The 23,161-nt window shown below is 69.6% G+C and carries 24 protein-coding genes and 1 tRNA gene; 11 read left to right on the forward strand and 14 right to left on the reverse strand.

Annotation, left to right across the window (positions count from 1 at the left end; genetic code table 11):
- The first annotated feature begins 36 nt into the window (after positions 1–36).
- From D3H34_RS22210 to tsaA, 4 genes are all read left to right on the forward strand, one after another.
- Positions 37–981, forward strand: a complete 945-nt coding sequence (locus D3H34_RS22210) for a LysR family transcriptional regulator (protein ID WP_119556415.1) — start codon at positions 37–39, stop codon at positions 979–981.
- Positions 982–1,138: 157 nt separating this feature from the next.
- Positions 1,139–2,836 (forward strand): OFA family MFS transporter, encoded by a 1,698-nt coding sequence (locus D3H34_RS22215; RefSeq protein ID WP_119556416.1) that lies wholly within the window; start codon positions 1,139–1,141, stop codon positions 2,834–2,836.
- Positions 2,837–2,914: 78 nt separating this feature from the next.
- Positions 2,915–3,262 (forward strand): winged helix-turn-helix domain-containing protein, encoded by a 348-nt coding sequence (locus D3H34_RS22220; RefSeq protein WP_062478989.1) that lies wholly within the window; start codon positions 2,915–2,917, stop codon positions 3,260–3,262.
- A complete protein-coding gene (tsaA, locus tag D3H34_RS22225; protein ID WP_119556417.1) occupies positions 3,259–3,762 on the forward strand; it encodes a tRNA (N6-threonylcarbamoyladenosine(37)-N6)-methyltransferase TrmO in 504 nt (167 codons plus the stop codon). Before D3H34_RS22220 ends, tsaA begins: the two co-directional genes overlap by 4 nt.
- On the opposite strand, the gene D3H34_RS22230 is transcribed toward tsaA, so the two are convergent.
- Together D3H34_RS22230 and D3H34_RS22235 are read right to left on the reverse strand one after the other, a co-directional pair.
- Positions 3,723–4,388: a nitroreductase family protein gene (locus D3H34_RS22230; RefSeq protein WP_119556418.1), complete on the reverse strand. Its 666-nt coding sequence runs from the start codon at positions 4,386–4,388 to the stop codon at positions 3,723–3,725. The two genes, tsaA and D3H34_RS22230, sit on opposite strands and share 40 nt — an antisense overlap.
- On the reverse strand, positions 4,385–4,624 hold the full coding sequence (locus D3H34_RS22235; protein ID WP_119556419.1) for a hypothetical protein: 240 nt from the start codon (positions 4,622–4,624) through the stop codon (positions 4,385–4,387). The genes D3H34_RS22230 and D3H34_RS22235 overlap by 4 nt, the downstream gene beginning before the upstream one ends.
- Positions 4,625–4,739: 115 nt before the next feature.
- Here D3H34_RS22235 and modB point away from each other — a divergent pair, with 115 nt between their 5' ends.
- The 3 genes from modB to D3H34_RS22250 are packed head-to-tail and all read left to right on the forward strand — an operon-like array spanning position 4,740 to position 6,999.
- Positions 4,740–5,426, forward strand: a complete 687-nt coding sequence (gene modB, locus D3H34_RS22240; RefSeq protein ID WP_119556420.1) for a molybdate ABC transporter permease subunit — start codon at positions 4,740–4,742, stop codon at positions 5,424–5,426.
- Between the two features lie 26 nt (positions 5,427–5,452).
- Complete coding sequence (gene modA, locus D3H34_RS22245; protein WP_119556421.1) at positions 5,453–6,211, forward strand: molybdate ABC transporter substrate-binding protein; 759 nt, start codon at positions 5,453–5,455, stop codon at positions 6,209–6,211.
- Positions 6,208–6,999: an ABC transporter ATP-binding protein gene (locus tag D3H34_RS22250; RefSeq protein WP_119556422.1), complete on the forward strand. Its 792-nt coding sequence runs from the start codon at positions 6,208–6,210 to the stop codon at positions 6,997–6,999. Before modA ends, D3H34_RS22250 begins: the two co-directional genes overlap by 4 nt.
- 10 nt (positions 7,000–7,009) lie before the next feature.
- Here D3H34_RS22250 and D3H34_RS22255 read toward each other — a convergent pair whose 3' ends face one another.
- On the reverse strand, positions 7,010–7,600 hold the full coding sequence (locus D3H34_RS22255) for a sugar O-acetyltransferase (RefSeq protein ID WP_119556423.1): 591 nt from the start codon (positions 7,598–7,600) through the stop codon (positions 7,010–7,012).
- Positions 7,601–7,726: 126 nt separating this feature from the next.
- Here D3H34_RS22255 and D3H34_RS22260 point away from each other — a divergent pair, with 126 nt between their 5' ends.
- The 3 genes from D3H34_RS22260 to fdhD are packed head-to-tail and all read left to right on the forward strand — an operon-like array spanning position 7,727 to position 11,287.
- Complete coding sequence (locus tag D3H34_RS22260) at positions 7,727–10,069, forward strand: FdhF/YdeP family oxidoreductase (protein WP_119556424.1); 2,343 nt, start codon at positions 7,727–7,729, stop codon at positions 10,067–10,069.
- Positions 10,066–10,353, forward strand: coding sequence for a hypothetical protein (locus D3H34_RS22265; protein ID WP_119556425.1), 288 nt, complete (start codon positions 10,066–10,068; stop codon positions 10,351–10,353). The genes D3H34_RS22260 and D3H34_RS22265 overlap by 4 nt, the downstream gene beginning before the upstream one ends.
- A 19-nt stretch (positions 10,354–10,372) precedes the next feature.
- On the forward strand, positions 10,373–11,287 hold the full coding sequence (fdhD, locus tag D3H34_RS22270) for a formate dehydrogenase accessory sulfurtransferase FdhD (protein ID WP_286186072.1): 915 nt from the start codon (positions 10,373–10,375) through the stop codon (positions 11,285–11,287).
- Here fdhD and mnmH read toward each other — a convergent pair.
- The 5 genes from mnmH to D3H34_RS22295 are packed head-to-tail and all read right to left on the reverse strand — an operon-like array spanning position 11,215 to position 15,658.
- Entirely contained in the window at positions 11,215–12,291 is a 1,077-nt protein-coding gene (gene mnmH, locus D3H34_RS22275; RefSeq protein ID WP_119556427.1) for a tRNA 2-selenouridine(34) synthase MnmH, read from the reverse strand. The two genes, fdhD and mnmH, sit on opposite strands and share 73 nt — an antisense overlap.
- A gap of 35 nt (positions 12,292–12,326) precedes the next feature.
- Positions 12,327–13,124, reverse strand: a complete 798-nt coding sequence (phnE, locus tag D3H34_RS22280) for a phosphonate ABC transporter, permease protein PhnE (protein ID WP_119556428.1) — start codon at positions 13,122–13,124, stop codon at positions 12,327–12,329.
- Positions 13,121–13,960: a PhnE/PtxC family ABC transporter permease gene (locus D3H34_RS22285; RefSeq protein WP_119556429.1), complete on the reverse strand. Its 840-nt coding sequence runs from the start codon at positions 13,958–13,960 to the stop codon at positions 13,121–13,123. The genes phnE and D3H34_RS22285 overlap by 4 nt, the downstream gene beginning before the upstream one ends.
- The gene (locus D3H34_RS22290) at positions 13,957–14,781 is read right to left on the reverse strand and encodes a phosphonate ABC transporter ATP-binding protein (protein WP_119556430.1); all 825 of its coding nucleotides are present in this window, start codon (positions 14,779–14,781) and stop codon (positions 13,957–13,959) included. Before D3H34_RS22290 ends, D3H34_RS22285 begins: the two co-directional genes overlap by 4 nt.
- A 13-nt stretch (positions 14,782–14,794) precedes the next feature.
- The gene (locus D3H34_RS22295) at positions 14,795–15,658 is read right to left on the reverse strand and encodes a putative selenate ABC transporter substrate-binding protein (protein WP_119556431.1); all 864 of its coding nucleotides are present in this window, start codon (positions 15,656–15,658) and stop codon (positions 14,795–14,797) included.
- A gap of 107 nt (positions 15,659–15,765) precedes the next feature.
- On the opposite strand from D3H34_RS22295, the gene selD reads away from it, so the two are divergent.
- The gene (selD, locus tag D3H34_RS22300) at positions 15,766–16,845 is read left to right on the forward strand and encodes a selenide, water dikinase SelD (protein WP_119556432.1); all 1,080 of its coding nucleotides are present in this window, start codon (positions 15,766–15,768) and stop codon (positions 16,843–16,845) included.
- Positions 16,846–16,867: 22 nt separating this feature from the next.
- Here the strand turns inward: selD and D3H34_RS22305 are convergent.
- From D3H34_RS22305 to fdxH, 6 genes are all read right to left on the reverse strand, one after another.
- Positions 16,868–16,960: transfer RNA gene (locus tag D3H34_RS22305), tRNA-Sec, on the reverse strand.
- 25 nt (positions 16,961–16,985) lie between these two features.
- Positions 16,986–18,896: a selenocysteine-specific translation elongation factor gene (selB, locus tag D3H34_RS22310; RefSeq protein WP_119556433.1), complete on the reverse strand. Its 1,911-nt coding sequence runs from the start codon at positions 18,894–18,896 to the stop codon at positions 16,986–16,988.
- On the reverse strand, positions 18,893–20,341 hold the full coding sequence (gene selA / locus D3H34_RS22315) for an L-seryl-tRNA(Sec) selenium transferase (RefSeq protein WP_119556434.1): 1,449 nt from the start codon (positions 20,339–20,341) through the stop codon (positions 18,893–18,895). The genes selB and selA overlap by 4 nt, the downstream gene beginning before the upstream one ends.
- Positions 20,341–21,369, reverse strand: a complete 1,029-nt coding sequence (gene fdhE / locus D3H34_RS22320; protein WP_119556435.1) for a formate dehydrogenase accessory protein FdhE — start codon at positions 21,367–21,369, stop codon at positions 20,341–20,343. Before fdhE ends, selA begins: the two co-directional genes overlap by 1 nt.
- 177 nt (positions 21,370–21,546) lie before the next feature.
- Complete coding sequence (locus tag D3H34_RS22325; protein WP_119556436.1) at positions 21,547–22,170, reverse strand: formate dehydrogenase subunit gamma; 624 nt, start codon at positions 22,168–22,170, stop codon at positions 21,547–21,549.
- 10 nt (positions 22,171–22,180) lie between these two features.
- Positions 22,181–23,146, reverse strand: a complete 966-nt coding sequence (gene fdxH, locus D3H34_RS22330; protein WP_119556437.1) for a formate dehydrogenase subunit beta — start codon at positions 23,144–23,146, stop codon at positions 22,181–22,183.
- Between the last annotated feature and the right edge of the window lie 15 nt (positions 23,147–23,161).

Raw genomic sequence — 23,161 nt, forward strand, 5'->3', positions numbered from 1 at the left:
CCTGGAGACCCCGGAGACGCGCGAGGTGCTGCAGCGATGAATCTCTTGGCCTCCATGCGCTACCTCGTTGCGCTCAACGAGCACAAGCATTTCGGTCGCGCCGCGCAGTCCTGCCACATCACGCAGCCGGCGTTGTCGAATGCCCTGCGTGCACTGGAGACCGAGTTCGGCGTGGTCATCGTCAAGCGCGCCCGCGTGTACGTCGGCCTCACGTACGAAGGCGAGCGCGTGCTGGCGACGGCCCAGCGCATGTTGCGCGACAACGAAGTGTTGCTGCAGGAGCTGCGCAGCGAAGAGGGCGATCCGCGCGGGCACTTGCGCATGGCGGCGGTGCCGACGGCCATCCCGATGCTGTCCCGCTTCGCCGCGCTGTTGCACCAGCGGCATCCGGGCATCATGCCGGCCGTGCTGTCGATGAGCTCGCAGGAACTGGAGACGGGGCTCGAGAGCCTGTCGATCGACCTGGCCCTGGGCTACACCGAGCGCATGCATCTGCCGGGCATCAAGCTCACGGCCTGGCCGCAGAGCATCGAGCACTATTTCCTGCTGCGCCGCGCGCAGACGCCGTCATCCGACACGCTGCGCATCGGCGAGCCGATCGCGTGGGCCGAGGCGGGCAAGTTGCCGCTGTGCCTGCTCACGCCCGACATGCACAACCGGGCCATCATCAACCAGGCGCTTCGCGAGGCCGGGGTGCCGGCTGTGCCGGCCATCGAGACCAACTCGGTGCTCACGCTGGCATTGGCGGTGAGCATCGGCACCGTCAGCAGCGTGCTGCCGGGCGGCATGGTCGCGGCGGTGCGCAGCCACCGCGAGCTGGAAGCGCTGCCGTTGGTGGCGCCCGAAGTCCGCACGCCCATCGGCTTCATGACCCAGGAAGGCGTGCGGCCCTCGCGCGCGCTCGATGCGGCCGTGGCCTTCCTGCAGACGCCGCAGTGGCGTGAGCAGATCCGCCTGCACAGCGGCGCGCTCGACGGCTGACAACCGGCATGCACGGCCCCCTGCCGTGCCCCTGGTTGGTGCATTCAATTCTTGAATCGCGCCATGCGCGGATCGAATTTGACGGCGCGCAAAGTACCCACTCACACTCCGCGGCCGGATTCACAACCAGTCACACACCCGGCCAACAAGGAGACATATGGCAGGCTCAACGGCAGGCGTTCTCGAGGGAGATCGCATCAACGGCGCAGGGCAGCAACAGCAGCCCGGCTTCCTCGACAAGGAACGCATCATCGCGGGCCGCGGCTTCAACCGGTGGCTGGTTCCGCCGGCCGCGTTGGCCATTCACCTGTGCATCGGCATGGCCTATGGCTTCTCGGTGTTCTGGCTGCCGTTGTCGAAGGCGTTGGGCACGGCCGGCACCGGCGCGCAGGCCTGCGCCAAGGACATGAGCTTCTTCGCCGAACTCTTCGCCACGACTTGCGACTGGCGCGTGGCCACGCTGGGCTGGATGTACACGCTGTTCTTCGTCTTCCTCGGGTGCTCCGCGGCCCTGTGGGGCGGTTGGCTCGAACGCGCGGGCCCGCGCAAGGCCGGCGTGGTGTCGGCGGTGTGCTGGTGCGGCGGCATGCTGCTGTCGGCGCTGGGCATTCACCTGCACCAGTTCTGGCTGATGATCCTGGGCTCGGGCGTGATCGGCGGCATCGGCCTCGGGCTGGGCTACATCTCGCCGGTGAGCACGCTGATCAAGTGGTTCCCCGACCGCCGCGGCATGGCGACCGGCATGGCCATCATGGGCTTCGGCGGCGGCGCGATGATCGGCTCGCCGCTGGCCGTCGACCTGATGAAGCGCTTCTCGACCTCGACCGACGTGGGCGTGATGCAGACCTTCGTCGTGATGGCGCTGGGCTACTTCGTCTTCATGATGGCCGGTGCGTTGGGTTACCGCGTGCCGCCCTCGGGCTGGAAGCCGGAAGGCTGGACGCCGCCGCCCGCGCAGACCAGCAACACCATGATCACGCAGCGCCATGTGCACGTGAAGAAGGTCTGGGGCATTCCGCAGTTCTGGCTCGTGTGGCTGGTGCTGTGCATGAACGTGAGCGCCGGCATCGGCGTGATCGGCATGGCTTCGCCCATGCTGCAGGAGGTGTTCGGCGGCGCGCTGATCGGCGCGACCGGGAAGTTCGGCCAGCTCGACAAGACACAGCTGGCGGCCATCGCTGCCGTGGCCGGCGGCTTCACCGCGCTGCTCTCGCTGTTCAACATCGGCGGGCGCTTCGTGTGGGCCAGCCTGTCGGACAAGCTGGGCCGCAAGCTCACCTACACCGTGTTCTTCGTGCTCGGCGGCATCCTGTACGCGAGCATTCCGTCGTCGGCCGGCGCGGGCAGCAAGCTGCTGTTCGTGGGCGCCTGCTGCGTCATCGTGTCGATGTATGGCGGCGGCTTCGCCACGGTGCCGGCCTACCTGGCCGACCTGTTCGGCACGCAGTTCGTGGGCGCCATCCATGGCCGCCTGCTCACGGCGTGGGCCACGGCAGGCATCCTCGGGCCGGTGGTGGTGAACTACATGCGCGAGTACCAGTTGGGCCTGGGCCTGCCGCGCGAGCAGGTCTACAACCAGACCATGTACATCCTGGTGGGCATGCTGGTCATCGGCTTCATCGCCAATCTGCTGGTGCGTCCGGTGGCCGACAAGCACTTCATGACCGACGCCGAACTGGCCGTCGAGAAGAAGCTGGCGCACGAGAAGGCCTCGGCCGCCGAAGTGGGCAGTGGCTCGGGCAGTGCCGACACGGTGAGCCCGGCGGTGGTGGTGCTGGCCTGGCTGGCGGTGGGCATTCCCCTGGCGTGGGGCGTGTACAAGACCCTGGTCAGCGCGGCCAAGTTTTTCGGCTGATCGCGGATATCGCGGACATTGCGGCGCGGGCCGCAGGCGGACAATGGCGACCCCCATTGGGTTACCCTTTCCGCCACCATGAAATCCAAAGCCCAGTTCCGCCTGCGCATCTACCGGGACGACACCATCGCCATCGGCCCCGGCAAGATCGCCGTGCTCGAAGCCGTGGCCGAGACCGGCTCGATCTCGGCGGCGGCCCGCCTGCTCGGCATGTCGTACCGCCGCGCCTGGATGCTGATCGACGAGATGAACCAGACGCTGGCCTCGCCGGCCGTGAACACCGCCGCCGGCGGCTCGCGCGGCGGCGGCACGGCGCTCACGCCAGTGGGCGAGGACATCGTGAAGCGCTACCGGGCCATCGAGAACGCGGCGCGCCTGGCGACCGCGGCCGACGTTCGCGCGCTCACGCGGCTGCTCGCGCCATGAGCGATGAGGCCTTCGATCCTGTCGTCTGCCGCCCGGTCGGCATCGTGCGCAGCCGCTTCACCGAGACCTCGGGCATGCCGATCCAGACGGCCGGTGCGCCCGAGGAAACGGGGCGCCTCGAAGTGTTCGCCGAGTTCGCCCCCGGTCTGCGCGACATCGAAGGCTTCGACTACCTGATCCTCGTCACGCACCTGCATCGCTGCGCGCATGAACGGCTCGAAGTGGTGCCCTTCCTGGAACAGGGCAACGCGTCTCACGGCGTCTTTGCCACTCGCGCACCGGCACGGCCCAACCGGCTGGGCCTGTCGATCGTGCGGCTCACGGCGGTGGAAGGCGCGACCTTGCACTTCAGCGGCAACGACATGCTCGACGGCACGCCCGTGCTCGACATCAAGCCCTACGTGCCGCGCTTCGACGTGCGCGAGACCGAGCGCGTGGGCTGGTTCGGCGCGCGGCTCGATCAGCTGCCGCGCACGCGATCCGACGGCAGGATGGATTGATCGCTGTCGGGTGAGCCCGGCAGCAGGTCGCCCTGCCAGCACGACCAGACGTTCTGCGACAGCGTCTCGCGCGCCTGCGGCGGCGCCTCGCGGATCGTGCCCATGCTGATGAAACCCGCCAGGTACTCGCCCGGCTGCACGCCGACCTGACGCACCAGCGTCTCGTCGAAGCAGCGCTCGCCGCTGAGCACGATGGCGCCATAGCCCAGCTGGTGCGCGGCGGCCAGCAGGTTGCCCAGCGCTGCACCGGCACCCAGCCACTGCTCGCGCGCCGGGATCTTGCTGCGCTCGCGCGGCGACACCACGAAGCCCAGCAGCAGCGGCGGCCGCGTGGCGTGCTCGCGGGCGCGCCGCAGATCGGTGGGGCTGGCGAGCGGATCGCGGCGCAGCTTCTCCTGTTCGAAGCACCAGGCCAGCGCCTCGCGGTTCTGCGGACGGAACTCGATCACGCGCCATGGATGCAGCCCGCCGTGGTCGGGCGCGCGCAGGCCGGCCTGCAGGATGGCGTCGAGTTCGTCGGGGTTCGGTCCGGGTGATTGCAGACGCCGCGGCGAGACGGAGCGCCGCGTCAGCAGCACTTCGAGGATGCGCTCCGCACCCGTCATGTGGCGCCACTGGGTTGTCATTGCTCCCGCCGGTCGGTCCACGCCGCGCTGCGGCGCAGCACTTCGCCGATGTCCTGCGCGTCGCCCGGCGCCACCAGGAACGACTGGCTCTCGCCGCCCGGCGCGATGATCGACAGCACGAAGCCGCCCGCGTCCAGCGTGCGTTCGATGCGCCATTCGTGCACCTGCGTCACATGGCGAAGCTCCGGCCTGCCGGAGGTCGAACGAACCACGGTGTCGTGAAGGGAAGGGCGCATGGGGCGGATGGACAAAGTCTCCAACGCTGTATCCGTCAGTATATGAAGATGGGTGCATTCGTGCACCCCCGAGTGAACCAGAATGCGGCTCATGTAACAATTGCGCCGTATCTCAATGAACACGACGACCGCTTCACTCATCGCCACCACCGACTGGTCTCCGCTGGTCCTGTCGCTGCAGGTCGCGGCGGTCGCGACGGTGCTGGCGCTGGTGGTGGGCGTGGCGCTGGGCTGGGTCTTCGCGCGCAAGCAGTTCGTCGGCTCGGGCGTGCTCGAGGCCGTGTTCATGCTGCCGCTGGTGTTGCCGCCCACGGTGATCGGCTACGCCATCCTGGTGGCGGCGGGGCGACGCAGCCCGCTCGGCGCCTGGCTGCGCGAGCACTTCGACTACACCATCATCTTCAGCTGGCACGGCGCGGTGGTGGCCTCGGCCGTGGTCGCGCTGCCGCTGGTGCTCAAGTCGGCCAGCGCCGCGTTCTCGAATGTCGATCGCTCGCTCGAAGCCGCCGCCAGCACCTTGCGCCAGTCGCCGTTCTCGGTGTTCCTGCGCGTCACGCTGCCGCTGGCCTGGCCCGGCATCCTGGCCGGCACGCTGCTCGCCTTCGCGCGCGCCATGGGCGAATTCGGCGCCTCGCTGATGGTGGCCGGCTCCATTCCCAAGCAGACCCAGACCCTGTCGATGGCCATCTACGACGCCGTGCAGGCCGGCCACGACGACCTGGCGCTGCTGCTGGTCGTCGTCACGTCGGTGCTGTCGATTGCCGTGCTGGTGGTGTCGAACCGCTTTTTCTCGCTTCGTTGATTTCCACTTTCCAGGAGACTGTGCTCATGCGTCCGTTCCGCCCGTTTCGTCTGTTGTCCGTCGTGCTTGCCCTGGCCCTGCCGCTCGCGGCTGCCGCGCAGCAGATCACCGTGTCCGCTGCCGCGAGCCTGACCGATGCGTTCAAGGAAATCGGTCCCAAATTCGAGGCCGCCAAGGCCGGTGCCACCGTACGCTTCAACTTCGCCGCCTCGGGCGTGCTGCTGCAGCAGATCGGGCAGGGCGCGCCGGTCGACGTGTTCGCCAGCGCCGACCAGGAAACCATGAACCGCGGCAACGACCAGAAGCTCATCGACGCCGCCACCCGCAAGGACTTCGTCACCAACAGCCTGGTGCTGGTCGAGCCCGCACAGGGCGCCATCGGCCTGAAGTCGCTGCAGGACCTGAGTGCCGCCAACGTGAAGAAGATCGCTGTCGGCAAGACCGCCACCGTGCCGGTCGGCCGCTACACCAAGCAGGTGCTGGACAACGCCAACCTCTGGACCGCGCTCGAACCCAAGTTCGTGCAGGCCGACAGCGTGCGCCAGGTGCTCGACTACGTGAGCCGGGGCGAGGTCGAGGCCGGTTTCGTCTACCGCACCGACGCGGCCGTGGCCGGCGACAAGGTCAAGGTCGCCTTCACGCCCACCGGCCACACGCCCGTGACCTACCCGATCGCCGTGGTGGCCGAGAGCAAGCAGAAGGCACTGGCCGGCGACTTCATCGCGTTCCTCGCGACGCCCGCCGCACAGGAAGTGCTCACGCGCTACGGATTCGGCAAGCCATGATCGATGTCGATCTGCAGCTCACGGTGAAGGACGGAGCCCGGCGCTTCGACCTCGCCGTGCGCTTCCAGACCGACGTTCCCTTTGCTGCACTCTATGGCCCCTCGGGGGCCGGCAAGTCGCTGACCTTGCAGGCCATCGCCGGCCTGCTGCATCCATCGGCGGGCCATGTGCGGCTGGACGGCCGCACGCTGTACGACGCCGCGCAACGCATCGACGTGCCCGCGCCGGCGCGGCGCATCGGCTACCTGTTCCAGAACTACGCGCTGTTTCCGCACCTGTCGGTGCGCGAGAACGTGGCCTTCGGCCTGACCGCGTGGCACCGCCGAACGCTGCCGGCACGCGACGCCGAGCGCGTGCAGGCGCTGCTCGAAAGCTTCGGCCTCGCCGCGCTGGCCGACAGCCGGCCGCAAAAACTCTCCGGCGGCCAGCAGCAGCGCGTGGCGCTGGCGCGCGCGCTGGCCTGCGAGCCGCAGGTGCTGCTGCTCGACGAACCTTTTGCCGCACTCAACCCCATGCTGCGCGCCGAGCTGCGCAACGAGTTGGCACAGGTGCGCAAGCAATGGGGCATCCCGGTGTTGATGATCACGCACGACATCGAGGACGTGCTCGCCCTGGCCGACGTGGCCTTCGTCTACAAGGACGGACAGGTGGTGCGGGAGATCGACCTGCACAACGCCGAAAGCCGCGACTTCGCGCTGCGCGAGATCGCCGGTGTGCAGGAAGTCGAGGAGACGCCGCTGCGCAGCAAGTTGCGGGGTTTGCTGATGGGGGGCGCGCGCGGCGGCTGAACCTGCCGCGTCAGGCGCGGAAGCCCGTGCGGTCTTCCGCGGTGATCTCCCGCAGCACCCTGCACGGCACGCCCGCCGCCAGCACATTCGCCGGTATGTCCTTTGTCACCACGCTGCCCGAACCGATCACCGCGTTGTCCCCGATGGTCACGCCCGGGTTGATGTGCACGCCGGCGCCCACCCACACGCGGTGGCCGATTCGCACCGGCCGGGCCTGGCAGGCGCCTGCCGTGCGCTCGGCGGCGTCCAGCGCATGGTTGGTGGTGTAGATGCCCACGCGCGGGCCGAAGAGCACCTGGTCGCCGATGTCGATGCCGCCGCCGTCGAGCATCACGCAGTCGAAGTTGGCGTAGAAGCCCCGGCCCACCGAGATGTTGAAGCCGAATTCGCAGCGGAAGGTGGGCTCGAAGTGCGCGCCGTCGCCCACCTGTCCCAGCAGTCGGCGCAGCAGCGCCATGCGTTCCTGTGCCGGCCGGCCGAAGCTCCGGTTGTATTCGTCGGTGCGCAGCACGGCGGCTTCGCGGGCCGCCAGCAGTTCCGGGGTCAGGTCGTCGTAGACGGCGCCGGAGAGGATGAGGGCACGTTGTTCTTCCAGGGTCATCCGGTCCACTGTACAGAGCCCGGCGCGGCACGCGAAAAAGACCCCGCAGCCCTTCATTTCCGTTTTGAATCAAGGCATGTGCCAATCCAATTTGACGGCCGGCCCTCGCGCGCGAACACTCCCGGTATGAGCGAGCAGAAGATCGAGTTTTACAAGGGCCCCGCCGGCGGCTGGGGCGCGTTGCGCAGCGTGACGAATGCGCTGCTGCGGCAGGACATCCCGGTCAAGGGCGCAAAGACGCTGCTGTCGGCCAACCAGCCCGACGGCTTCGACTGCCCCGGCTGCGCCTGGCCCGATCGCAACCATGCCTCGACCTTCGAGTTCTGCGAGAACGGCGTGAAGGCCGTGGCGGCCGAGGCCACGGCGCGGCGTGCCGGCCCCGAACTGTTCGCGAAGCACACGGTGGCCGAACTGGCCGCGCAGAGCGATTTCTGGCTTGAAGACCAGGGGCGCCTCACGCACCCCATGGCCTACGACGCGGCCAGCGACAAGTACCTGCCCATCGAATGGGACGACGCCTTCGCGCGCATCGCGCAGCACCTGAACGCGCTGCCCGACCCCAACCAGGCCATCTTCTACACCTCGGGCCGTGCGAGCAACGAGGCGGCTTTCCTGTACCAGCTGTTCGTGCGCGAGTACGGCACCAACAATTTCCCCGACTGCTCGAACATGTGCCACGAGCCCAGCGGCAGCGGCATGCGCCCGCAACTGGGCGTGGGCAAGGGCACGGTCACGCTCGACGATTTCGAGAAGGCCGACGCGATCTTCATCTTCGGCCAGAACCCCGGCACCAACCATCCGCGCATGCTCGGCGAACTGCGTGCGGCTTCCAAGCGCGGCGCGCGCATCGTGAGCTTCAACCCGCTGCGCGAGCGCGGGCTGGAGCGTTTCGCCGATCCGCAGGACAAGCTGGAAATGGCGACGCTGGGCTCCACGCCCATCAGCACGCACTACTTCCAGCTGCGCGTGGGCGGCGACTTCGCGGCGGTGAAGGGGATGATGAAGCACGTCATCGAGTGCGACGACGCAGCGGTGGCGCGCGGCGAAGCTTCGTTGCTCGACCGCGATTTCATCGCCACGCACACCACGGGCTTCGAAGCCCTCGCCGATGACCTGCGCGCCGAATCGTGGCCGCTGCTGGTGCAGGAGTCGGGCCTGAGCGAAGCGCAGATCCGTGCCGCGGCCGATGTGTACCTGGGCGCGAAGCGCGTCATCGCCTGCTGGGGCATGGGCATCACGCAGCACCAGCATTCGGTGGCGACCATCCAGATGATCGGCAACTGGCTCATGCTGGGCGGCCACATGGGCCGCGAAGGCGCGGGCGCCTGCCCGGTGCGTGGCCACAGCAACGTGCAGGGCGACCGCACCATGGGCATCTGGGAGAAGCCGCCGGCTGCGCTGCTCGACCGGCTGCAGCAGGTGTTCGGCTTCGAGCCGCCGCGCCGCAACGGCGTCGACACGGTCGAGGCGATCCAGCACATGCTCGACGGCAAGGGCAAGGTGTTCTTCGCGCTCGGCGGCAACTTTGCGGCGGCCACGCCCGACACCTACCAGACCTGGAAGGCGCTGCAGCAGTGCGACCTCACGGTGCACGTGACCACCAAGCTCAACCGCAGCCACGTGATCCACGGGCGCGAGGCGATCATCCTGCCGTGCCTGGGCCGCACCGAGATCGACATGCAGGCGAACGGCCCGCAGGGCGTGACGGTCGAAGACTCGATGAGCATGGTGCACATCTCGATGGGCATCAACCCGCCGGCGTCGGAGCACCTGCTGTCCGAGCCGGCCATCGTGGCGCGGCTGGCCGCCGCCACCATCGGCGCGCGCAGCAAGACGCCGTGGCTCTGGCTCGTCGAAGACTACGCGCGCATCCGCGACAAGATCGAAGCCGTGTTCGACGACTTCAAGGACTTCAACGCGCGCGTCGCGCACCCCGGCGGCTTCCGCTTGCGCAACACGGCGAGCGAACGCGTGTGGAACACCGCCTCGAAGAAGGCCGTGTTCTTCACCCATGCCGTGCCGCTGGACACCCACGCGCACCGCGCCCGCGCGCGCTTCGCGTCGCAGAAGGACACGGTGGTCTTCACGCTGCTGACCACGCGCTCGCACGACCAGTACAACACCACCATCTACGGCATGGACGACCGCTACCGCGGCGTGTTCGGCCAGCGCCGCGTGGTGTTCATCCACGCCGACGACATCCGTCAGCTCGGCATGAAGGACGGCGACTGGGTCGACATCCAGACCGTGTGGAGCGACGGGCAGGAACGCCGGGCGGACCGCTTCAAGCTGGTGGCCTACGACATCCCGCGCGGCAATCTCGCGGCCTACTACCCCGAGACGAACCCGCTGGTGCCACTCTCGTCAGTGGCGGAGAACGCGGGCACGCCGACGTCCAAGTCGATTCCCGTGGTGCTGTCGCTGCATGTGGCGCCGGTTGCGGTGGACGCCGACGCCGTGGCGGCATGAGCACGGGGTTCGACGCCGATTCCTTTTCCATCGCGATCCTGCGCGCGCTCGCCGAGGCACCGGGCGAGGGCGGCATGTCGCTGCCGCGCCTGGGCAAGCGGCTGGGGCAGGGCGCGAGCGTGGTCATGCGCCAGCTCACGCTGATGGGCGATGCCGCCATCGGCGGCGTGCGTGGGCCCGGCTGGGTGCGGGTGGTGCAGCTGGATGACCGATGGGTCGCGCACCTCACAGACGCCGGGCGCGCGCTTGTCGACAACCTGCCGGCTGACGAAAACCACGGCTGAGCGGACAATGGCCGCGGCCATGACAAACCTCCCCGAATCCGACTCCCTGCCGCCCCTCGCGCGGCACGCTGTGCACGTCTTCGGCGAACGCGGCCTTGCGCCCGAGGGCGTGGTGCGCGACGACACGCTGGCCGCCGAGGTGCCGGTGGCGCTGGTGTTCAACGGCGTCTCGCACGCGGTGATGATGGCCACGCCGCAGGACCTCGAGGCCTTCGCCCTGGGCTTTGCATTGAGCGAGGGCATCCTCGACAGCGCCGCCGATTGCCGCGGCATCGACGTGCGGGTGATCGATGCCTCCGAGGCCGGCCTGCCCGAGGGCATGCCGGGCATCGAGGTGCAGCTCGACATTTCCACGCGCAGCTTCGAGCGCCTGAAGGACCGTCGCCGCAGCCTCGCGGGCCGCACCGGCTGTGGCGTGTGCGGCGTCGAGAGCTTCGCGGGGCTCGACCTGTCGCCGCAGCGCGTGCCGCCGCGCGACTGGATCGAACGCGTCGATCTCGCCACCGTGCTGCGCGCCTTCGCCGCCATGTCGCCGCGCCAGCTGCTCAATGCCGAAGCCGGCGCGATTCATGCGGCCGCCTGGGCCACGGTGGACGGTGAACTGACGGACCTGATGGAAGACGTCGGCCGCCACAATGCGCTCGATAAATTGCTCGGCAAGCTCGCGCGTGCGAATCGGCTCGATGAGCCGGGCTTCGTGCTGATGTCCAGCCGTGGCAGCCACGAGCTGGTGCGCAAGTGCGCGCGCTTGGGCATCGCGGCGATGGCGACCATCTCGGCGCCCACCGCTATGGGCGTGCGCATGGCCGAGCTGTGCGGCCTGCGCTTCTGGGGGCTGTGCCGCGCGCCGCGCGGCGTGCTCTATGCCGACGGGCTGGCCGTGGCTGCGTCGGGTAGCGCGAGCACCGCGTCGGCCACGGCCTCGATGCCCTGATCCGACAGGTCGGACGCCGCCACGCGCTGGCGCTTCGCCCACGCGCGAAAGTGCGTTTCCTGCGACTTCTCGTAGTGCGGGTCGTAGTGCAGTGACATCAGCTCGGCGAACAGGTGCGGCAGGTCGGCGTCGTGCGCCCACTGCTGCCAGCGCGTCACCGTCTCCTTGCCCTGCAGCTCCTTCAGCACGCCCATCTTCTCGGCGAGCGCTGCGCGGTCGTCGCCCAGGTAGGCGTAGTCGCGCAGCAGGTAGTCCAGCCGGGCTTCGGGCGTGGCCGCCACCTCGATGCACGGCGCCGCGCGCATCTGCGCCACCAGCGGCAGGGGCAGCGAGAGCCGGCCGATGCGCACGCTCTCGCCCTCCACGTACAGCGGGCGCGACAGGTCGATGGCGTCGAGCACGGTCGCGATGCGCGTCTCGAAGTGCTTCTGCGAGGGTTGCGCCACGCCCGGCAGCGCGCCGAGCAGCGAGCCCTTGTGGCTGGCGAAGTCTTCCAGGTCGAGCACCTGTGCACCGCGCGCGGCCAGCGCGTGCAGCACGCGCGTCTTGGCGCTGCCGGTGGCGCCGCAGACCACGCGCAGGTCGAGCTTGGGCGTCAGCGCGTCGATCTGCGAGATCACGTGCCGGCGAAAGCTCTTGTAGCCGCCCGCGAGCTGCTGCGCGTCCCAACCCACGAGGCGCAGCCACGTGACCATCGAGCCGCTGCGCATGCCGCCGCGCCAGCAGTAGACCAGCGGCTTCCACTTCTCGGGGCGGTCGGCCAGCGTGTCGCGCAGGTGCTGCGCGATGTTGGCGGCCACCATCGCGCCGCCGATGCGCCGGGCCTCGAAGGCGCCCGTCTGCACGTAGACGGTGCCGACGATGTGGCGCTCCTCGTCGTTGAGCACCGGGCAGTTGATGGCGCCGGGGATGTGGTCGAGCGCGAACTCGGCCGGCGAGCGGGCGTCGATGATGGCGTCGAAGGCGTGGCGATCGGCCACCCGGACGGGCTTGCGATGACTCATGGGAGCAGGAACCTTATGCCCCGATTGTCGGCCAGTCAGGCGTACGCGGGGCCGAGGCCCTTTCGCAAGCGAGCGCTCGCCAAGTCGACAAAGGTGACCAGAACGAACATCGCGATCAACACCGTCATCGCCTGCTGCTGCTGGAAGATCGACAGGTGGAAGTACAGCAGCTGTCCCAGCCCGCCGCCACCGACGAAGCCCAGCACAGCCGCCATGCGGATGTTCATTTCCCAGCGATAGAGCGCGTAGGCCACCCACTGCGGCAGCACGATCGGCAGGCTGGCATAGCTGAAGGCGGCGACGGGGCCGGCGCCCGAGAGCGCCAGCGCCTGCTCGGGCTCGCGCGGCGCGTTCTCCAGCGCCTCGGCGAAGAGGCGGCCGAGCACGCCCGTGGTGTGCAGTGCCAGCGCCAGGGCACCGGCGAACGGCCCGATGCCGGCGGCCAGCACCATCAGCGCGGCCCACACCAGCTCGGGCACGCTGCGCAGGAAGTTGAGCACGAAGCGCGCGCCGTGGCGCAGCATTCCGCCGGTGCGTCCTGAGGCCGGCAGCGCGAGCACGGCGCCGGCCACGGCGGCCAGCACGGTGCCCAGCGCCGACACCGCGAGCGTCTGCAGCGCGCCGTGGCCGACTTTGGCGAGGAAGTCCGGCGACACATCGGGTGGGAAGAACTCGGCGATGAACTTGCCCATCAGCTTGAGGGATTCGGCCGAGCCCAGCGCGCCGTAGTCGATGCCCAGATAGACGAAGCTCACGACCACCGCCGCGGCGATCAGCGCCACGGCCAGCCAGCAACGCAGGCACACGGGAGGGCGTGGTGGCAGCGTCGTCATGCCAGGAGCTTTCGCAGCGCATTGCTCAGCATGTCGGCCAGGAGCACAAGCGCGAGAAACACGAGAAGGATGCTGCTGGCCTCGCCGCCGTTGAGCATCTTCATCGACTGGTCCATCAGCTGCCCGAGGCCGCCCGCGCCCACGAAGCCCATCACCACCGAGGCGCGCACCGCGCATTCCCAGCGGTACACGGTGTACGAGGCCAACTCCTGCGCCGTGTGCGGCAGCAGGCCATAGCACAGCGCCGCGAGCCGGCCGCTGCCGCTTTCGAGCAGCGCGCGCGCGGGGCGCGTGTCGGTCGATTCGAGGATCTCGGCGTAGACCTTGCCCAGCATGCCGCCATAGGTGATGGCCAGCGCCAGCACGCCGGCCGCGGGGCCGAGCCCGAGCGCGCGCACGAACAGCAGCGCCCACACGATCTCGGGGATGGCGCGCAGCACCATCAGCAGCCAGCGCGCGGCCTGCCGGACCACGCCGGCCTGCACGCGGCCGGGGCCCGGCCCGAGGCGCGAGATGGAGAGCGCGCGCGTGGTCACGAAGCCCAGCGGCGCGCCGATCAGCAGCGCCATGGCCGTGCCGGCCGTGGCCATCGCCAGCGTCTCGAGCGTGGCTTTCGCCAGCAACGCGAGGAAGGCCGGCGAGCCGTCGGGCGGGAAGAAGCCCGCGAGAAAGCCGCCGATGACCGCGAGCTGTCCGCTACCGAACAGCGCCCACGGCTTGAATTCAGACAGCGCGAGCACCGGCCATGCGATGACCAGCGCCGCGAGCCAGCCGGCCAGGCGGCGGCTTGCATACGGATCGCGCAGGGCGGGAGACGGGAGTGTCGTCGCGGTCACGGGCAGTCCGGTCGATGGAAGGTCGGCTCGGCGGTGCCGGCCAACGGTGCGACCGGCATCGGCCCCTGCGTCGCCACGCCGCCTTCGCTGGCATAGAGCGCATCGAGCAGCGCGGGTGTGACCTCGGCGGCCGGCAGGTCGAAAGCAACCTGCCCGTCCCGCATGCCCACGATGCGCGGAAACCAGCGCAGCGCCAGGTCCACCGCGTGCAGCGACGCGACCAGCGTGGCGCCGGTCGATTCGCTCTGTGCCACCAGCTGGCCCACGGCCGCGTGCGCCAGCGTGGGGTCGAGCGCCGACACCGGCTCGTCCGCCAGCAGCAGTGCGGGGCGCTGGTACAGCACGCGCGCGATACCCACGCGCTGCAGCTGGCCGCCCGATAGGCGGTCGCAGCGGTCGAACAACCGGTCTTCGAGCGCGAGCCGGGCCAGCGCTTCATGGGCGCCCGCGATGTCGGACGGATAGAAAAGCGAACCCAGCGCGCGCAGCGCCGACCACTGGCCGAGCCGGCCCGCGAGCACGGCCGTGACCACGCGCAGGCGCGGCGCGATCGGCGGCGCCTGGTGCACGGTGCCGATACGCGCGCGCAGTTGCTTCAGCGCACGCGCCGGCAGGTGCCACGGGTGCTGGCCCAGCGCCTGCACCTGGCCTTCGCCGGGCCGCAGGGCCGCGCCGAGCACGCGCAGCAGCGTGGTCTTGCCCGCACCCGAGGGCCCGATGACGGCGATGCGCTCGCCGTCGCGCGCGGCCAGTGTCACGCCGGCCAGCGCGCGCTGGCCGTTGGGGTGCACCACGCCTGCGCTGTCGAGCGAAAAACTCATCCGGGCGATCCGCCTACTTGATGAGCCCAGCCGACTTGCCCGCCGTCTCGATGCCGTCGTAGTTCGACGACTTGGTGGGAATGAACTTGCTCGCGCGCTGCAGCGCCATGATCTCCTTGTGCGCCGGGTTGGCCGGGTCGAGCTTGAGGAAGGCGTCGGTCAGCTTCTTCGTCACGGCCGCGTCGAGGCCGGGGCGCACGGTCCAGTTGTAGTCGTAGTAGGTCGGCGTGGTCGCGAGCACGCGCACCTTGGCGGCGTTGGGGTTCTTCGATTCGACCAGCTTGTCCCACACCGAGGCGTTGAGCACGCCGGCTTCGGCGCGCGAGGCGGCCACGAAGGCCACGGTGGCGTCGTGCGCGCCCGAGAAGGCGACGGTCTTGAAGTCCTTCTCGGGGTTGATGCCGGCCTGCAGCAGGAAGTAGCGCGGCATCAGGCTGCCCGAGGTGGACGAGGGCGCGCCGAAGGCGAAGGTCTTGCCCTTCAGATCGGCCAGGGTCTTGGCGGTGCTGTCGGTGGGCACGATGAACTTGCTGGTGAACACCTCGTCTTCCGCGCGCTGCACGATCGGCACCGCGCCGCCGTTGGTGCGGATGCGCGCCTGCACGAAGGTGAAGCCGCCGAGCCAGGCGAGGTCGATCTTGTTCGTCGCCAGGCCTTCGACCACGGCGGCGTAGTCGGTCACGGGCGTGAACTGCACGTCCATGCCGGTTTCCTTCTTGAGGTAGTCGCCCAGCGGCGTGAACTTGCGCTGCAGCTCGGTGGGCGCTTCGTCGGGAATGGCCGACACGCGCAGCACGCCCTGCGCGAAGGCGCCCAGCGCGGTGAGGGACAGCGCCAGCGCGAGCGCCAGCCGGGACACGGTTTGTTTCGATTTCATGAGAGGGGCTTTCGGGGGTGAAGGGAAAGGGTGTGTTCGCACGCGCGGGCAGACGGTGGCGCGGGCTTCGATAATCGCGGCTTGTTCCATTCGACAGAACCGTTGCCATGATCGAAGCTCCGCCCTCCAAGCTCCTGAATCCGCTGGCGCCGCTGCGGCTCACCAGCTTCTCGCATGGTGGCGGCTGCGGCTGCAAGATCGCGCCGGGCGTGCTGTCGCAGATTCTTCGCAACCATGCGGGCGGACTGATCCCGCCCGAACTCATGGTCGGCATCGAGACCGCCGACGACGCGGCAGTCTACCGGCTCAACGACGAGCAGGCGTTGATCGCCACCACCGATTTCTTCATGCCCATCGTGGACGACCCCTACGAGTTCGGCCGCATCGCCGCGACCAACGCGATCAGCGACGTGTACGCCATGGGTGGCCGGCCGATCATGGCGCTCGCGCTGGTCGCCATGCCGATCAACCAGCTGCCGGTGGAAGTGATCGCCGAGATCGTGCGCGGCGGGCAGGACGTGTGCCGTGCGGCTGGCATCCCCATTGCAGGCGGCCACACCATCGACTCGGTCGAGCCGATCTACGGGCTGGTCGCGATGGGGCTGGTGCACCCGAAGCGCGTGCGGCGCAATGCCGACGCGCAGGCGGGCGACGTGCTGGTGCTGGGCAAGCCGCTGGGCGTGGGTGTGCTGTCGGCGGCGCTCAAGAAGCAGCAGCTGTCCGAAGCCGGCTACCGCCAGCTGATCGAGAACACGACCAAGCTCAACACGCCCGGCATCGCGCTGTCGGCGCTCGACGGCGTGCATGCGCTGACCGACGTCACCGGCTTCGGCCTGGCCGGCCACACGCTCGAACTCGCGCGCGGCGCGGGGCTCACGGCGGTGGTCGAGTGGTCGAAGGTGCCGCTGCTCGACAACGTGATCGCGATGGCCGGCGGCGGCATGGTCACCGGCGCATCGGGCCGCAACTGGGCGGGCTACGGCGGCGACGTGCAGCTGCACGAAGGCCTGCCGGCCACGGCACAGGCGCTGCTGACCGATCCGCAAACTTCGGGCGGCCTGCTCGTGAGCTGCGCGCCCGAGGCGGCTGAAGCCGTGCTGGATGTCTTCCGGCAGGAGGGCTTCGGCCACGCAGCGGTGATCGGCCGCGTGGAGGCCGGCGCGCCGGGTCTCGCGGTCATCCCCTGAGAGGGTGCGAAGAAAAGAGGGGCGGAAGGGAGAGGGAGTCGAACCCTCCCGGCGACGACTGGCGCCACCCACTGGGTTTGAAGCCCAGCCGCCCCACCAGGGACGATTCCCCCCCATGAACAGTGCCCGCGATGACGATGTCATCGCCGCACCGCCTCGAACAGCACGGTGTCGGGGCGCAGCAGGTGCGCGTCCTTCACCCGCCGCGTGAAGCCCACGCGGTCGAAAAATTCAAGCAACTGGATCGCGCGCTTGCGGCCCAGGCCGGTGGCGTCGCGAAAGCTCGCGGCCTGCAGGCCTTCGGGTCCGTCGAGGCAGCCGCGCGCGAGCACGGCCAGCCGTTCGACGGTCGCGAGCGGATAGTACAAGTCTTTCACCACCTGGAAGGCTTCGCCGCGCCGCGCGAGGCTCGCGAGCGTCTGGCGCACCAACGGCTCGCTCACGGCGCAGTCTTTTGCGAGGTCGCGCACCCAGGGTGGATCGAAGCCGCCGTCGGCGAGCTTCGGCAACAGCTTCTGCGCGAGCTTCTGTTCGGCTTCGCCGAGCCGCGCCGCATGGTCGGGCAGGTGCAGCCAGGTGCCGCTGCGCGCGAGCGCGGCGCGTGACAGCAGCGCGTCGATCGCGTGGCGCCACAGCGCGTCGTCGGTGCGCGGGGCGGCCAGTCGCTTGAGGCGTCGAGCATCGGGGCCGACCTCGTCGGGCGCGTCGCGGTGAAAGTCGGCCAGTCGATCGACGATCTGCGTCTGCAGCGCATCGAGATGATCTTGCGCGATGGCGGTGGCGCCGATGCGCACTGCGTCGGCGGGCAGCGGCAGTGCGGCCTCGCCGGGCAGCGAGAGCGCCTGCGCGAGGCGCGCGGCATCGAGGCCGAGCGGTGCGTGGTGCAGCAGCGCGGCCACGCAGGTGTCGCGCTCGTCGACGGCCCACGCCGCGAGCGTGCGCAGCCGTTCGGGTGTGCGGCGATAACGCACGGGTGCGAAAGGGTCGAGTACGCGCACGCCGGCGACGGTGCGGCTGGCCGAGGCATCGCGCAGCACGCCGCGATCGCCGTGCCAGGCGCCGACCGCCTCGCGCAGCACGAGCTGCGCCAGCGCCGTCTCGCCCGGTGCCAATGCCTCGCGGTCGAGCAGCGCGACCGAGGCCATCACGTCGCTGGCACCGAGGTGCGCATGCACCGTCGCGCCCGAGCGCAGGGCGCGCGTCTCGTCGGGCCACAGCGTGAGCAGCACGTCGATGCGCGCGGTGGCCAGCGCAATGGCGGGCGCGCAGATCCAGTCGCCGCGATGCACATCCTCCTTGGCGAGTCCGGCCAGCGCGAGCGCGCAGCGCTGGCCCGCGTGCGCCGACTCGGCGGCCTGGTTCTGTGCATGGATGCCGCGCACGCGCACCGGGCGCGCGTGCGGCGCGAGCGTCAGTTCGTCGCCAATGCGCACCGTGCCGCTGTGGACCGTGCCTGTGACCACGGTGCCGACGCCGGACAGCGTGAAGGCGCGGTCGGCCGCGAGGCGGAACGCGAGGTCGTCGGCGCGTGTCGGTTGACCACGCGCCACGGCCAGCAGCCGCTCGCGCAGTGCATCGATGCCGTCGCCGGTGGTCGCCGCGACCGGGAACACCGGGGCCTGCGCGAAGGGCGTGGGCGCGAGCAGTGCGGCGATCTCTGCGCGCACTTCGGCCAACCGTGCGTCGCGCGCGGCAGCGTCGATGCGATCGATCTTGGTGAGCGCGACCGTGGCCTCGCGCACGCCGAGCAGCGCGACCACGGCCAGGTGCTCGCGCGTCTGCGGCATCACGCCGTCGTCCGCGGCCACCACCAGCAGCGCGTGGTCGATGCCGGTGGCGCCGGCCAGCATGGTGTGCAGCAGGCGTTCGTGACCCGGCACGTCGACAAAGCCCAGCGACACGCCATCGGGCGCATGCAGGTAGGCGTAGCCCAGCTCGATGGAAATGCCGCGTCGTTTCTCCTCGGGCAGGCGGTCGGTGTCGACGCCCGTGAGCGCGCGCACCAGCGTGGTCTTGCCGTGGTCGATGTGGCCGGCGGTGCCGATGATCATTGCAGTGCGTCGCGCAGCAGGGGCAACTGGGCGACGAAGGGGGCGCTGTCTTCGAGGCAGCGCAGGTCGAGCAGCAGGCGGTCTTCCGCGATGCGCCCGATCACCGGCAGCGGCAGGCCGCGCAAGGCGGTGGCGAGTTGGTCGAGCGCCGTGCCCAGGCCTTTCTTCGCGGTGCCGGCCGGCGCGAGCGCGAGGCCGGCGGAAGGCAGGCGTTCGACCGGCAGCGAACCCGAGCCGATCTGGCCGAGCAGCGGCACGACCTCGACGGTGAAGCGCGGCGATACGGCGGCCTGCACGGCGGGCTGCAGCGCCTCGGCCATCTCGCGGATCGCGTCGGCGGGGCGTGTGAGCAGTCGCAAGGTCGGCAGGTCCTGCGCGAGGCGCTCGGGGCGCAGATAGAGCGAGAGCGTGGCTTCGAGCGCGGCCAGCGGCAGCTTGCTCATGCGCAGCGCGCGCTTCATCGGGAACTTGCGGATGCGGCCCACGGCCGCTTTGCTGCCCACGATGAGGCCGGCCTGCGGCCCGCCCAGCAGCTTGTCGCCCGAGAAGGTGACGACGTCGCAGCCGGCGGCGAGCATCTCCTGCGGCAGCGGTTCGCGCGGCAGGCCGTAGTGCGCGAGGTCGACCAGCGATCCGCTGCCCAGGTCGGTGGCCAGCGGCACGCCGCGCGCGTGCGCGATGCCGGCCAGCGTGGCTTCGTCGACGGCGGCGGTGAAGCCCTGCACCGCGTAGTTGCTGGTGTGCACCTTCATCAACAGGCCGGTGTGCTCGTTGATGGCGCGCTCGTAGTCGTGCGGATGCGTGCGGTTGGTGGTGCCCACTTCGACCATGCGCGCGCCCGCGCTGGCCATCACGTCGGGCATGCGGAAGGCGCCGCCGATCTCGACCAGCTCTCCGCGCGAGACGATCACCTCGCGCTCGCGCGCCAGCGCCGAAATGGTGAGCAGCACGGCGGCGGCGTTGTTGTTGACCACGGTGGCGGCCTCGGCGCCGGTGATGCTGCACAGCAGTTCTTCGACCAGCGAGTCGCGGTCGCCGCGTCCGCCCGAGCCGAGGTCGTACTCGAGGTTGTTGGGCGAGGTCATCAGCGTCATGAGCCGCTGCAGCGCCGCGTCGGCCAGCAGGGCGCGCCCGAGGTTGGTGTGGATCACCGTGCCCGTGAGATTGAGCACGGCGCGCATGCGCGGCGCGATGCGGGCCTGCACGCGTTCGGTGAGTGCGTGCGCCAGGGCTTCGGGTTGCACGTCGGCGGCGGGCAGCGTGCCGGCCACGGCCCGCGTGCGAAGCCCGTCGAGCAGCGCACGGGCTTCACCGACGACAAGGGTGCGGCCGTGTTCGGCCAGCAGGGCGCGCGGCGTGTCGCCACGCAGCAGTTGATCGACAGAAGGCAGATCCTGGGGCCTTGCCGTCGAGCCGTGGACCACGGACTCTTCGGGCGCTGCCATCAGCCGCCTCCGCCGTCGTCAGGGATTTCAGGGTCGCCGAACAGCAGCATCAAGTTGTGGCCGCTGCGCTGGTGGCCCGCGTCGGACACGAGCAGGTCGAGCGTCACGCTGGCGAGGTCGTCGGCAACGGGTTCGACCTCCGGGTCTTTCTCCATGACCACCTGCTTGAGGTAGTGGCCGCAGCTGTCGCAGCACTCGGCCTTGACGGCGCCTTCGCGCGCGCCGGTGGCCGGCAGCTCGACGCCGGGTTCGGGCGCGAGCGATTCGAAGTGAATGCCCTTGGTGCTTTCGCAGTGCGTGCACTTGATGCGCACGTAGTGCCACTCGGTGCTACACAGTGCGCAGTGCAGGTAGCGAAATCCCGCCTCGTCGGCGCCGATGCGCGAGATGCTCGCGGTGGGCGCGCTGCCGCAGCAGGGGCATTGGTTGCCGGGGTCGGTGCGGCCGAAGATGTTCTCGCCGTGCCGCTGCGCCACCTGCAGCACGAGCTGGGTCCAGTAGGCCTGCAGGCCGGCGGCAATCAATGGCGCGGCCGCCAGGTCGAGGCCGAACATGATGCGGCGAGAGAGCTGGTCGGCCTGCTGGTCGAGCCAGGCGTCGTCGGCGGCCATCACGCGGTCGAGCGTGTCGCGCGCCGCGCCCTCGACCACCCGCGCACGAAAGATGCCGAGCAGCCGGCGCAGCTCGTTGCGCCACACGGGGTCGCGCGGCCAGCCGAAGGCGGGCATCGGCGGCTTGAGCGCCTGCGATGCGGCCTCGAGCGCAGCGGACTCGGGCAGCGCGACGTCGGGGTAGTCCTGCAGCACCTGGTGCTGGGCCTGCGCAAGGTCGGCAATGAACAGCAGGTACTCGCGCATCGCGTGCGAGGCCGCGAGCTGGCGCAGCCGCAGTTGCCGGTCGGAGAACACGGCGGCGCGCACCGGCAGGCGCAGGAACGGCATCTGCCGCCCGGCCTGCATGGCGATCTGCTCGGGGTCGAGAACGCGCGTGGTGCGAATGGGCGGTGGCGTACCGGGGGGAATGCTCATTCAGATGACTCTACAGCGATTCACTCGATTTGCGATGCGTGATCAGCCCCGACGCGGTCTCGCTGGAGGTCTGTTCGTGGAACATCGCGGAACCGGCTTTGCCGGGCCGCTGGTGTTGCCCCCGGAAGGGGGTTGGCGAAGCGACACGAAGTGCGCGAAGCCTGGGGGAGAACCTAATCACTCACCACGCGTCATCTTGCGATGCCACAAGGGGTGGTTCAGCTTTGCCCATCCCTCGGTGACGGTGCCACGCGTCATCGCACGCATTGTGCCCTTGACCCAGATCGCGGCGTAGATGTGCGTGATGACCGACAGGATCAGCACCACGGCCGAGGCCGAGTGCACGACCACCGCGATGCGCCGCACGAGGATCGGGAAGAAGCCCACGAACCACGGGCTCCAGAACATGAACCCCGTGACGAGCAGCAGCAGCAGGCTGATGCCGAAGGCCCAGAACACGAGTTTCTGGCCCGCGTTGTACTTGCCCACCGGCGGCATGCCGGACTTGTCGCCCTTGAGCATCTGTGGCGCCTTGGCGATCCATTCGCGGTCGGTGCGGTCCAGGAGGTTCTCGCGCCACATCGTGAAGAACAGGAACACGAAGCCGAACACCATCAGCAGGCCCAGGAACGGATGCAGGATGCGCGTCCACGGGCCGCCGCCGAACAGCGCGCTCAGGAAGAACAGGGCGGGGTGGAAGAAGGCCAGACCTGACAGGGCGGCCGCGAAGAACATGAGCGCGACGAACCAGTGGTTCATGCGGGTGGCATCGCGGTAGCGGCGAAGGTAGTAGCGTGTCATCGCGTGCTCCTCAGGCATGGGGGGCGGTGGACGAGGGCGATGCCGTTGCGGGCGGTGCCTCGATCACCACTTCCTCATCGGGCTTGCCGTCGCGGTCGGCATCGGGGTGCTCGTCCTTGGGCTCGATGGGGCCGGTCTTCATGTAGTGGAAGAAGCTGCCGACCACGGCGCCGATCATCGCGACCATGGCCAGCGGCTTGGCCACGCCCTTCCACAGCGAGACCAGCGGGCTGATGTGCGGGTCTTTCGGCAGGTTGGCGTACAGGCCCGGACGGTCGGCGTGCTGCAGCACGTACATGACGTGCGTGCCGCCCACGCCGGCGGGGTCGTACACGCCGGCGTTGGAGAAGCCGCGGTCCTTCAGGTCGACGATGCGCTCCGCGGCGTATTCGTGCATGTCCTCCTTGGTGCCGAAGTGCAGCGCGCCGGTGGGGCAGGCCTTCACGCAGGCCGGCTCCAGGCCCACGCCCACGCGGTCGGAACACAGCGAGCACTTGTAGGCCTTGTTGTCGGCCTTGCTGATGCGCGGCACGTCGAACGGGCAGCCGGTGACGCAGTTGCCGCAGCCCACGCAATGTTCGCTGATGAAGTCGACGATGCCGTTGGCGTACTTGACGATGGCGCCCGGCGCCGGGCAGGCCTTGAGGCAGCCCGGGTCGTCGCAGTGCATGCAGCCGTCCTTGCGGATCAGCCATTCGAGCTTGCCGGCTTCGGGTTCGACCTCGGAGAACTTCATCACCGTCCATGAGGCGGGCGTGAGGTCGTTCGGGTTGTCGTAGGTGCCGTGCGTGGTGCCGACCTCGTCGCGCAGGTCGTTCCATTGCATGCACGCGACCTGGCAGGCCTTGCAGCCGATGCAGGTCGTCACGTCGATGAGCTTCGCGACCTCCTGCACCTGCGGGCGGTGGCGGATCTCGGGCGACGGCGTGGTCGTGGCCGAGCGGGCGGCGATGTCGAGGGTTTGGAGGGACGACATCGTTCAGGCCTCCCG

It is taken from the genome of Acidovorax cavernicola (genome assembly GCF_003581445.1).

Excerpts from the sequence above, each read along its gene's own strand:
- D3H34_RS22295 (WP_119556431.1), bottom strand. The coding sequence starts at position 15,658 with ATGAAATCGAAACAAACCGTGTCCCGGCTGGCGCTCGCGCTGGCGCTG.
- D3H34_RS22325 (WP_119556436.1), bottom strand. The coding sequence starts at position 22,170 with ATGACACGCTACTACCTTCGCCGCTACCGCGATGCCACCCGCATGAAC.
- D3H34_RS22220 (WP_062478989.1), top strand. The coding sequence starts at position 2,915 with ATGAAATCCAAAGCCCAGTTCCGCCTGCGCATCTACCGGGACGACACC.
- D3H34_RS22235 (WP_119556419.1), bottom strand. The coding sequence starts at position 4,624 with ATGCGCCCTTCCCTTCACGACACCGTGGTTCGTTCGACCTCCGGCAGG.
- modB (WP_119556420.1), top strand. The coding sequence starts at position 4,740 with ATGAACACGACGACCGCTTCACTCATCGCCACCACCGACTGGTCTCCG.
- D3H34_RS22250 (WP_119556422.1), top strand. The coding sequence starts at position 6,208 with ATGATCGATGTCGATCTGCAGCTCACGGTGAAGGACGGAGCCCGGCGC.
- D3H34_RS22230 (WP_119556418.1), bottom strand. The coding sequence starts at position 4,388 with ATGACAACCCAGTGGCGCCACATGACGGGTGCGGAGCGCATCCTCGAA.
- selD (WP_119556432.1), top strand. The coding sequence starts at position 15,766 with ATGATCGAAGCTCCGCCCTCCAAGCTCCTGAATCCGCTGGCGCCGCTG.
- D3H34_RS22265 (WP_119556425.1), top strand. The coding sequence starts at position 10,066 with ATGAGCACGGGGTTCGACGCCGATTCCTTTTCCATCGCGATCCTGCGC.
- D3H34_RS22215 (WP_119556416.1), top strand. The coding sequence starts at position 1,139 with ATGGCAGGCTCAACGGCAGGCGTTCTCGAGGGAGATCGCATCAACGGC.
- D3H34_RS22260 (WP_119556424.1), top strand. The coding sequence starts at position 7,727 with ATGAGCGAGCAGAAGATCGAGTTTTACAAGGGCCCCGCCGGCGGCTGG.
- phnE (WP_119556428.1), bottom strand. The coding sequence starts at position 13,124 with ATGACGACGCTGCCACCACGCCCTCCCGTGTGCCTGCGTTGCTGGCTG.
- mnmH (WP_119556427.1), bottom strand. The coding sequence starts at position 12,291 with ATGAGTCATCGCAAGCCCGTCCGGGTGGCCGATCGCCACGCCTTCGAC.
- selA (WP_119556434.1), bottom strand. The coding sequence starts at position 20,341 with ATGGCAGCGCCCGAAGAGTCCGTGGTCCACGGCTCGACGGCAAGGCCC.
- tsaA (WP_119556417.1), top strand. The coding sequence starts at position 3,259 with ATGAGCGATGAGGCCTTCGATCCTGTCGTCTGCCGCCCGGTCGGCATC.
- modA (WP_119556421.1), top strand. The coding sequence starts at position 5,453 with ATGCGTCCGTTCCGCCCGTTTCGTCTGTTGTCCGTCGTGCTTGCCCTG.
- fdhE (WP_119556435.1), bottom strand. The coding sequence starts at position 21,369 with ATGAGCATTCCCCCCGGTACGCCACCGCCCATTCGCACCACGCGCGTT.
- D3H34_RS22290 (WP_119556430.1), bottom strand. The coding sequence starts at position 14,781 with ATGAGTTTTTCGCTCGACAGCGCAGGCGTGGTGCACCCCAACGGCCAG.
- selB (WP_119556433.1), bottom strand. The coding sequence starts at position 18,896 with ATGATCATCGGCACCGCCGGCCACATCGACCACGGCAAGACCACGCTG.
- fdxH (WP_119556437.1), bottom strand. The coding sequence starts at position 23,146 with ATGTCGTCCCTCCAAACCCTCGACATCGCCGCCCGCTCGGCCACGACC.
- fdhD (WP_286186072.1), top strand. The coding sequence starts at position 10,373 with ATGACAAACCTCCCCGAATCCGACTCCCTGCCGCCCCTCGCGCGGCAC.
- D3H34_RS22210 (WP_119556415.1), top strand. The coding sequence starts at position 37 with ATGAATCTCTTGGCCTCCATGCGCTACCTCGTTGCGCTCAACGAGCAC.
- D3H34_RS22255 (WP_119556423.1), bottom strand. The coding sequence starts at position 7,600 with ATGACCCTGGAAGAACAACGTGCCCTCATCCTCTCCGGCGCCGTCTAC.